Raw genomic sequence first — 7,926 nt, forward strand, 5'->3', positions numbered from 1 at the left:
GGCCGCCCAAAACCCGAAGGTGAGCCTGTCTATCCGCGCGGACACGGACGCGCCCTTCGGCCAGATAGTCAAGGTGATGGACGCTGCGAAAGCCGCGGACATCAGAACCGTCAACGCTTTCACCAAATCTGTCGGACCACAGTGAAAGGCAGGTTTTTATGAAATATGGCGGGAACCAAATGCACCTTCGTTCATCTTAGGAACGTGGCCATACTCCATTATCACGCTCTTGGGTGGCGATTTTAAGGGCGGCCTTAGGACGAAAAACGACCAAATAACCATGAAAAGAACGATCCTTCCTCTCATCGCAGTTGGCTTGTTCGCTCTTAACCATACGTCATTCGCTGCCATTGAAAACTTCACTGTCAGCCTCGATGGGGCCCAGGATGGAGGTGGGGGCCGAACCGGATCAGGGTCAGGTACGCTGACGCTCGACACGACGGCAGACACACTGACCTTTAACAACATCGTTTGGTCCGGGTTATCGGCCGATTCGACCGCATCGCACATTCACGGCCCAGCGGCCGCCGGAGTGAACACCGGTGTAATTTATTTTTTGAGTTCACCACAACCTTTCACAACAACGGGGGCCGGTATCAGGTCTGGCACCATTTCCGGCACGATGAATCTGACGGATCCCACCCAAAATGGCGTCGCCTATCCGGTTGCCAATCAGATCGCCGACCTGGAAAACGGGCTTTGGTACATCAACGTCCACTCGACGGCTTTCCCCGGTGGTGAAATCCGAGGGCAGATTCTGCCTGTTCCCGAACCCTCGACGCTGGCTTTGCTCGGTTTGGGCGTGGGGGCGCTTGTCTGGCGGCAGCGCCGGAAGAGTTAACGGTTCTTCTGGAAGCGACAAACGCCGGCCTGAAGGGGCCGGCGTTTTTGTTTAACCAAGGGGCCGGGAACGGCGCTCAGGACGATTTCTTTTTCCCGAAGAGATTTGACCAGACAGATTTCGATTCAGTCTGTCGTTGCTGCACCTTCAACTGGCCGAGGATGGACTGCAGCCCGATGTAAATTTTGTGCCATTGGTTTTCCAGGTTACGAAAGGCGCCATCATTGAGTTCGCTCAAAAAGCGGAGTGACGTGGCGCCACCCAGCAGCGCATGAACCTCGTCCTTGGTCGGATTGCTGAATTCCACCGCGGAAATAATCATCTCGAGCTCCTGCGCGAGCACGCTCTTGACCTCCAGAAACTGGTTCTCGTCCTCCTGGCCGAACTTTTTGGTGCGCGCCAGGCTCAGATAGTGATTGAACTGTTTCCAGCACTCCAAATAGTTTTCGATTTGGACGATCAGTTCGTCCAGTTTCTTGTGTTCCATAAGGTAGTTTGGTTGGCCATTATTTTTGCCCCAACGACCGCGGAGCAAGGAAAATAATCGCCCCGCCGCGCAACTCGCGCGCGGTCAGTCTGAGCGCCGCATAGTCGGCGATCAACTCGGTCAAGGGAACGCGTGCATCGCGCGCCGCCTGGAATGTGGACAGAACCAGGTCGCCAATCTGCCTGACCTGTGCCGGCGGGAAGGACTGAGGCAGTGTGGAGGCGACGATCCGTCCGCCGGGGTCGAGCGTGAAACTTCCCGTCGGTATCCGCATCAGGTTGTGGCCCGCTTGCGAACCGCGTCTGTTCAGGAGGTTCAGGATGCCCATTTGGAGGCAATTCTTTTCATCGTGTCACGCACGATGTCCTGTGACAGCGAGCGGTGGAAGCCCACGCAAAGGTGGGTGTCGGCCTTGGAGACCAGCGCCACGTGGCATTGCGGTCCGAGGCCTTCCAATTGGTTCAACTGGCCCGCCTGCAATCCGTCGCCAAGGGCGCGAAAGCGTTGCATGGTTTGGCGGACCCATTGGGAAATCTGTTCGGGATTCTCCGCGCGCAGCGATTCAAATTTCGGTTCGTTGGAGCGGACGGTCATGACGAACTCGACGCCGTTGAATCGGGAAAACGGCGCCAGGGGCGATTCTGCGGTTGGCGCGGCCGCTTCCTGCGCGACGGCGATTTCGGGGTTTCCGCTGGCCTGTGCCTCGTCCAGGGCTTGCGCTGATTCCAGCAGCAGACCTTGATAGGAATTGAAGATGGCGCGCGCGCGCTCCGGTTCTGCCGGAAGGATTTCGAAATTCCCGGTCTTCCAGGAAAGGATTTTCCGGAAAGCCTCCTCCGCGGCCAGATCGGCGGCCTCCGCATCGATGACGTCGCCGTTGTGAAACCATATCTTCCCGGAGAGAGGCCCGTTGGTGACTTTCAGGACGGACGAACTCTGCGACAGGCACTCCAATTGTATGATATCCACCAGACTCTTGCTTTGTACGCCGCGGAACCCGCCATCCATCTCGCGTCCCAGCAACGATTCGATGCAGTCGAGGAAGAACGTGATCTCCTGGCTGGTGTTGGGCTTCTCCAAAAAAAGGTCAATCCCCATGGCGTATGCCCGGGTGCGGAATTGCGCGTCCACGACCGAAGTCATTACCGCCGTTCGCAACTGCGGGAACTTGCGGCGGACGATGGTGAGGACCTGGAGACCGTCCATCTTCGGCATGTTCAGGTCGGAAATGAGGAGAGAGAACGGTTCAGACTCCAGTAAAGCGATCGCCCGCGCGCCGGAAGTGGCGGTATGAATTTCCGGCTGGCTGGGTAACCGGGCCAGCATTTCCCGGTACAACTCCAATAAGTCCTGATCGTCATCAAGGAGGAGGATTTTATGGCCGGCGGACATAGCGTGTTCAACTGAACTTCCGAGACAATACAAACCGTTCACGTTGAAAATTGCAAGCAACTTACAATTATATCGACGGCAGAGCGAAGACCTGTCAAACTCACCAAATATTTTGCGATGTTCGACCGCCTAAAAAACCTGTTCAGAAGGCGCTTGGAAGAGGAACCGGTTTCCGAGCCGTTGGAAACCGCGTACCCGCCGCGTGAATTTCAGACGGGCTATACGCCCGGAGGACATTCCGCTCCACCGCCCGAAGCGCCTGAACCGCCCGCAGAGACTTTGCCTGAACCCGTTGCTGCGGCCCCCTCTCGCCCCGGACCGGCCACCGGTGATTCCATCAGAATTCTGCTCAAATCCGTGTTGCTCAAATTGCCTGATGCGCTCAAGTCCAAGGTGCGGCAACCACCCGCAGGTGCGGTTTACATTTCCATCCCTTTGCAAAAGGTGCTGGCTCAACTCCCTCAAGGTTCCGTCAAAATATCGTACGGCGAACTGCGGCTGGCAGCGCCGGCGGGAGTTTTCCTGGACATCAGCACCCAGGATCAGACGCCCGTCGAATTGCCTTTGCCCGAAATCGTCGCCCAACTCAAACCCGATCAGTTGCCTCGCCGGACCACGCAGAGAACAGTGGAAGTGCCCGAAGAAGTGAGCGGCATTTTTGGACCCAAGGGCGAACCGCTGACCGCAGTGCGCATGAGCACCGCGCCTGCCAAAGCCCCTTCCCCGGCTGCACCTGCGATCGCGCCGAAGTATATTCCAACTTCTGGTCCCGCGATGCCAGCCACGCAACCGTCGGTTCCGCTGAGGCCGTCCGCGCCATTGCCTCCGCCCCCCATCAAGCCAACTTCGCCGCTGCCGGCGCCTAGTGCCCTCAGGTCGCCGCTGGCGCCGACGCAAGCGCAACCTGCTGCGCCCGCGATCCGGCCCTCGCAACCGCTGCCGACAACATCGCCACCGAAGCCGGCGGCCGGACCTCCCGCGGCACCGTTACCTCAACCACCTGCGGCGCCGACCGGACCGCTGGCAGTGCCGTTGGCGCAAATTTCAGGCGGATGGCCGGATGCCATCAAGCAAACGCTGGCTGAGCCATCAAACGCCACGATCTCTTTTCCGGCTGATGAACTCGAACAGGCGTTGAAGCGCGGGAAAATACTCTTTGCGTGGAAACGGCTTCGTTTGATGATCAACCCGCCGCCGCTGCCGTCGGCAGCCCCGGGGTTGGATGACACGCAATTGGAATTGCCGCTTCCGGTTATCGCGCCGCTTTTCCTGGCCCACAAGAAACCGGCCGGACCGCAAAAGAGGTACACGATCACGGAGCATATCCCGGACGTTTTCACGGGCAAAGGTCTCGCCCCATCGCCTCAAGCTCAGGTGACACCGCCGGTGACGCCGGCCGCGGCGCCCGCCGCCCCAACACTTGCGCCGTCGATTGCCATGCCCGCTGCTCCTCCGCCGCGCGCTCCAGCGCCGCCGGCGCCCGCTCTCTCCGCCGAGGTTCCACAGGAAATCGGCGAAGTTTTCGGCCAGCCGGGCCGGAAGAATTGGACGCCGAGTGAAATCGTTCAGAAAACCGGCGCGCTCCGCGGCGTGGCTGGCGCGCTGATTGCGATGCAGGACGGTTTGCTGGTCGCGGCCAACCTTCCACCGGGTTTGAATGGCGAGACCATTGCGGCGTTTCTGCCGCAGATGTTCAGCCGGATGCTTCAATACAGCAAAGAATTGAAATTTGGCGAGGCGAACAATTTGACCATCATCGTGGACGAGGTTCCTCTGAAGATCTTCAAGGCCGGCGGTGTTTTCTTCACTGTGCTTGGGCGGGCGGGAGAATCATTGCCGGAACCTCACCTGGGCATTGTTGCCGCCCAGTTGGGGCCGCAGAACAAGTAAGATAAAGCTTATGGCCATCATCAACCAGGCGACCAAGGAATTGCAGGTCAAGATCGTCTATTACGGTCCCGCGATGGGCGGCAAGACAACCAACCTGGTCAAAGTTCACGAGAATATCCAGACCGCGCAGGAAAAGGGCAAACTGGTCTCGCTGGCGACGAGTTCGGATCGCACGCTGTTTTTCGACTTTTTGCCGATCGAGGCCGTGGCGATCAAGGGGTTTAAAACCAAGTTCCAGCTCTACACAGTGCCCGGCCAGGTCATCTACAACACCACCCGACAGCTTGTGCTGCGCGGTGTTGACGGCATCGTGTTCGTCGCCGATTCGCAGTATGAAAAAATGCAGGAAAGCGTCGAAAGCTTCGCCAATCTGGAGGATAATTTGCGGACGTTGAAGATGAACCTCGCCGACATCCCGTACGTCCTGCAATACAACAAGCGCGATTTGCCGAATGTCGCGCCGGTGGATTACATGGAATTTCTGCTGAACAACCGGGATGTTCAGGTGCCGTCGTTCACGGCTTCCGCCAGCAAATGCGAAGGCGTGTTTGAAACCCTCAACATGATCACACGCATGCTGCTCCACAAATTCATCAACGAAAGCGGCCGCAAATCCGCCTGATTATGGCCACGCTGCCCCAACTCCTCGAGGAAGACATCCGGCAGATTGACGGCGACCTCAACGATCTGCTGACCAAGAGCGAGGCCACGGCCGCCATGATCATCGACAAGGGCGGCTTCCTCATCACTCAGTGCGGCGACGTCCGTCGCTTCGATACCACCACGATCGGGGCGCTTGCCGCCGCCATGTACGCCGCCACACAGGGCATTGCGAGCCTCGTCGGCGAAAATAACTTCAGCAGCGTTTATCAGCAGGGGGAGAATTTCAGCCTGCTCGTGCATAATGTGGATGAACACTGCCTGCTGCTGGCCATCTTCCGTGCGCAGATCAGCGTCGGCGCGGTGAAGTACTACGCCCTGACCACGATTTCGAAGGTGGCGGGTCAGTTGCAGACCGCCCAGAACCGCGCCCCGGGTGAGGGCTACGACCTTTCCGTCCTCAACATCGCCGACACCGCCGACCTGTTTCGCAAGAAACAAGCGTGACGTCGTCGTTCCGCCCGAATAGGGCCTCCGAATACCTGGCCTCTGGCGGGGTCATCCAAGCGTGCTGTGCGTCCCGTCGCAGAACGGCGTGTTACCGGAATGTTTGCAGGCGCACCATGCCACCGTTTTGGCCGCGGTGATTTCCACCTTCTTCGGGCCGAGGCCGGTCCCTTTGTGCGATCCGTCGCAAAACGGCTGGCTTTTCGACCGGCCGCAGGCGCACCACCAATACTCGCCGGGTTCGACCTTTTGAACGATGGGAGATTTTTGGGCAACAATTGGTTCGCTCATAAAGCCTTTTTAACCGCGGCCCGGGCCACGGCAAACATTTTCTTCAAGGACTCAAGACTGCGGGTTTGTTCCACGCCATCTGAAAGCGCGTCGAAATCCTATAAGAGCCACATGGGGAGTTTTCACTTATCCCGCTTCCCATGCACCCTCGCCGAGACTTTCAAGTGCAGTGCGTTCAACCGGATGAAACCGGTGGCGTCGTCTTGGTTGCAGGCTTTGGTCGGGTCGGCTTCCACCGTGGTGAAATGCGTGAATGCTACGGTTTGTGCTCCAGCCATGCCTTGAGCTCCGCAATCTCGGCGGGTTTCAGACGGCGGTTTGGCGGCATGTAGCCGAAGTCCACCATCACGCGGATCGGGTGCGACTGAACCTGGTAGAGCGGACCGCGGTCGCCGTCATCGTCGTGGCAACGTGTGCAGAACTTCAAGGTCAACTTCTCACCGGTGGGTGGCTTCGGATTGTCCGCGGGAAAGTAAAACTCCGAGCGCGGCTGCTCGGCGATGTGCTTGTCCACCGCCGCCAGCAGACGCGCGTCGAGCACCAGATCCCCGCGGGCCGGATGGATGGCGAGCGGGCCGGAGGAATGGCACTTGTAGCAGCTCGTGGCCTGAAGTTCAGGACCGCCTTTCTTCAATTCCGCGAAGTAGTGAATGATGGGGTCCGCGGTCAGGTCCTGCACGATCGAATAGTAGGCCCACCCATCGTCGCTCGCCGTCCTTTGCACGAGCAGGTAGGCCCGGACGACGGCATTGGAAAACGCCGCGACATGGTTGAGCATCGGCTTGCGGATCACATCCTCCTGAGTGCTGATCAGACCCACGTCTGAAACGGGATTGGCTTTCCCTTCGGTAAACAAGCGCTTCACTTCCATCATGTAAGCCTTCACCTCGTCCTTGGTCAGACCCTTTACGTTGGCGCGTGGATGCGGTGGCAGAGTGACGACCGGGTTGGTCCAGGGCCTGTGAATCTTTTCGGGCCCGACTGTATTCATGGCCGCGACAAATTTCTCCGTCGTGAACTCGGGCAGGGTCAATACCGGTTGCAAAAGAAGGCCCGTGCCGGTGGACACGGCGGGCGCGAGGAGTTTCAAAGCCTTGTCCATGGCGGGTTCAACCGCGTCTCCCGTGTTGACTGGCGCCGACACGGCCAGGAGCAAAAGGGTGAGCAACGCGCGGGCAGTGCGGGAGTTCCCTTTCGATTTCAACGCTTTCATTAAACCGGCTTCCATTGTGGCGTCAGCAAACTCCGGCAGGCTGCTTGTGGCAAGGCCAATCGCATGGGTGGTGTAGCGTTCGGCCTGTGGCCGAATCTGTCGAGCCACAGGCTCGATACCACCGAAATCGGCGCATAGCGCCGACGCTACATCAGCGCTACACTTTCACGCGATCAATGACGTGGACTTCGCCTTGATAGGGCCAAGCCTCCGGATTGCTCACCAATCCAGCGCGAACAGGATTGCGCCAGACGTAATCCCATTTCTCCGCATAGCTTTCGTTGTGACGCAAAAGATGATCAAAGAATCCCGGCTGCCAGAAGCTGCTGATTTTCGATCCGGGAATGGTCGTCGGCTCGTGCCCCTGCTTCGTGAGCGCTTTACCGAGCTGTCGTTTCAAACCGCTCTCCCATCGGCGCAAAGTCATATCGCGTCCGATGCGGACAAACACGTGAACATGGTCAGGCATCAGGACATAACGCCCGGTGGCGATGTGGAATGAAAAGCCGCGTTCGGCATATTCGCGGAAGGCGGCATGCACGGCATCACACGCCAGCAGCGGACGCCGGACCAACATGTTAAAGGTGACCAGATACAACGGCGGATCGTAAGTCTGGAACACAACTGGCAATCGCGGCGGCGTGTTCTTGATCTTGCGTTCCATAACGCGGTGTAGTGTCGAGCCTGCGGCTCGATTATTCGGCC

At 58.6% G+C, this 7,926-nt stretch carries 10 protein-coding genes; 4 read left to right on the top strand and 6 right to left on the bottom strand.

Going from position 1 to position 7,926, the window contains the following annotated elements; genetic code table 11:
- The first annotated feature begins 229 nt into the window (after window positions 1-229).
- On the top strand, window positions 230-841 hold the full coding sequence (locus VN887_16980) for a CHRD domain-containing protein (protein ID HXT41704.1): 612 nt from the start codon (window positions 230-232) through the stop codon (window positions 839-841).
- Between the two features lie 76 nt (window positions 842-917).
- On the opposite strand, the gene VN887_16985 is transcribed toward VN887_16980, so the two are convergent.
- The 3 genes from VN887_16985 to VN887_16995 are packed head-to-tail and all read right to left on the bottom strand — an operon-like array spanning window position 918 to window position 2,720.
- Entirely contained in the window at window positions 918-1,328 is a 411-nt protein-coding gene (locus VN887_16985; GenBank protein ID HXT41705.1) for a hypothetical protein, read from the bottom strand.
- A 19-nt stretch (window positions 1,329-1,347) separates the two neighbouring features.
- Entirely contained in the window at window positions 1,348-1,656 is a 309-nt protein-coding gene (locus VN887_16990; protein HXT41706.1) for a hypothetical protein, read from the bottom strand.
- Window positions 1,644-2,720, bottom strand: a complete 1,077-nt coding sequence (locus tag VN887_16995; GenBank protein HXT41707.1) for a response regulator — start codon at window positions 2,718-2,720, stop codon at window positions 1,644-1,646. The genes VN887_16990 and VN887_16995 overlap by 13 nt, the downstream gene beginning before the upstream one ends.
- A 117-nt stretch (window positions 2,721-2,837) precedes the next feature.
- On the opposite strand from VN887_16995, the gene VN887_17000 reads away from it, so the two are divergent.
- The 3 genes from VN887_17000 to VN887_17010 are packed head-to-tail and all read left to right on the top strand — an operon-like array spanning window position 2,838 to window position 5,717.
- Window positions 2,838-4,610, top strand: a complete 1,773-nt coding sequence (locus VN887_17000) for a roadblock/LC7 domain-containing protein (GenBank protein HXT41708.1) — start codon at window positions 2,838-2,840, stop codon at window positions 4,608-4,610.
- A gap of 10 nt (window positions 4,611-4,620) precedes the next feature.
- Window positions 4,621-5,232 carry an ADP-ribosylation factor-like protein gene (locus VN887_17005; protein HXT41709.1) on the top strand — a complete coding sequence of 204 codons (612 nt, stop codon included), beginning with the start codon at window positions 4,621-4,623 and terminating at the stop codon, window positions 5,230-5,232.
- Between the two features lie 2 nt (window positions 5,233-5,234).
- Complete coding sequence (locus VN887_17010; GenBank protein HXT41710.1) at window positions 5,235-5,717, top strand: roadblock/LC7 domain-containing protein; 483 nt, start codon at window positions 5,235-5,237, stop codon at window positions 5,715-5,717.
- Between the two features lie 51 nt (window positions 5,718-5,768).
- On the opposite strand, the gene VN887_17015 is transcribed toward VN887_17010, so the two are convergent.
- The 3 genes from VN887_17015 to VN887_17025 form a co-directional block, all read right to left on the bottom strand.
- A complete protein-coding gene (locus VN887_17015) occupies window positions 5,769-6,008 on the bottom strand; it encodes a CDGSH iron-sulfur domain-containing protein (GenBank protein ID HXT41711.1) in 240 nt (79 codons plus the stop codon).
- Between the two features lie 256 nt (window positions 6,009-6,264).
- Window positions 6,265-7,329, bottom strand: coding sequence for a cytochrome c (locus VN887_17020; GenBank protein ID HXT41712.1), 1,065 nt, complete (start codon window positions 7,327-7,329; stop codon window positions 6,265-6,267).
- 49 nt (window positions 7,330-7,378) lie between these two features.
- Window positions 7,379-7,926: transposase (locus VN887_17025; GenBank protein HXT41713.1), on the bottom strand; the 548-nt coding region annotated here is incomplete at its 5' end.

Origin of the sequence: Candidatus Angelobacter sp., assembly GCA_035607015.1 — a bacterium.
Taxonomy (GTDB): Bacteria; Verrucomicrobiota; Verrucomicrobiia; order Limisphaerales; family AV2; genus AV2.

Coding starts and splice junctions, on each gene's coding strand:
- VN887_16985 (HXT41705.1), bottom strand. CDS start 1,328: ATGGAACACAAGAAACTGGACGAACTGATCGTCCAAATCGAAAACTAT.
- VN887_16990 (HXT41706.1), bottom strand. CDS start 1,656: ATGGGCATCCTGAACCTCCTGAACAGACGCGGTTCGCAAGCGGGCCAC.
- VN887_16995 (HXT41707.1), bottom strand. CDS start 2,720: ATGTCCGCCGGCCATAAAATCCTCCTCCTTGATGACGATCAGGACTTA.
- VN887_17000 (HXT41708.1), top strand. CDS start 2,838: ATGTTCGACCGCCTAAAAAACCTGTTCAGAAGGCGCTTGGAAGAGGAA.
- VN887_17005 (HXT41709.1), top strand. CDS start 4,621: ATGGCCATCATCAACCAGGCGACCAAGGAATTGCAGGTCAAGATCGTC.
- VN887_17010 (HXT41710.1), top strand. CDS start 5,235: ATGGCCACGCTGCCCCAACTCCTCGAGGAAGACATCCGGCAGATTGAC.
- VN887_17015 (HXT41711.1), bottom strand. CDS start 6,008: ATGAGCGAACCAATTGTTGCCCAAAAATCTCCCATCGTTCAAAAGGTC.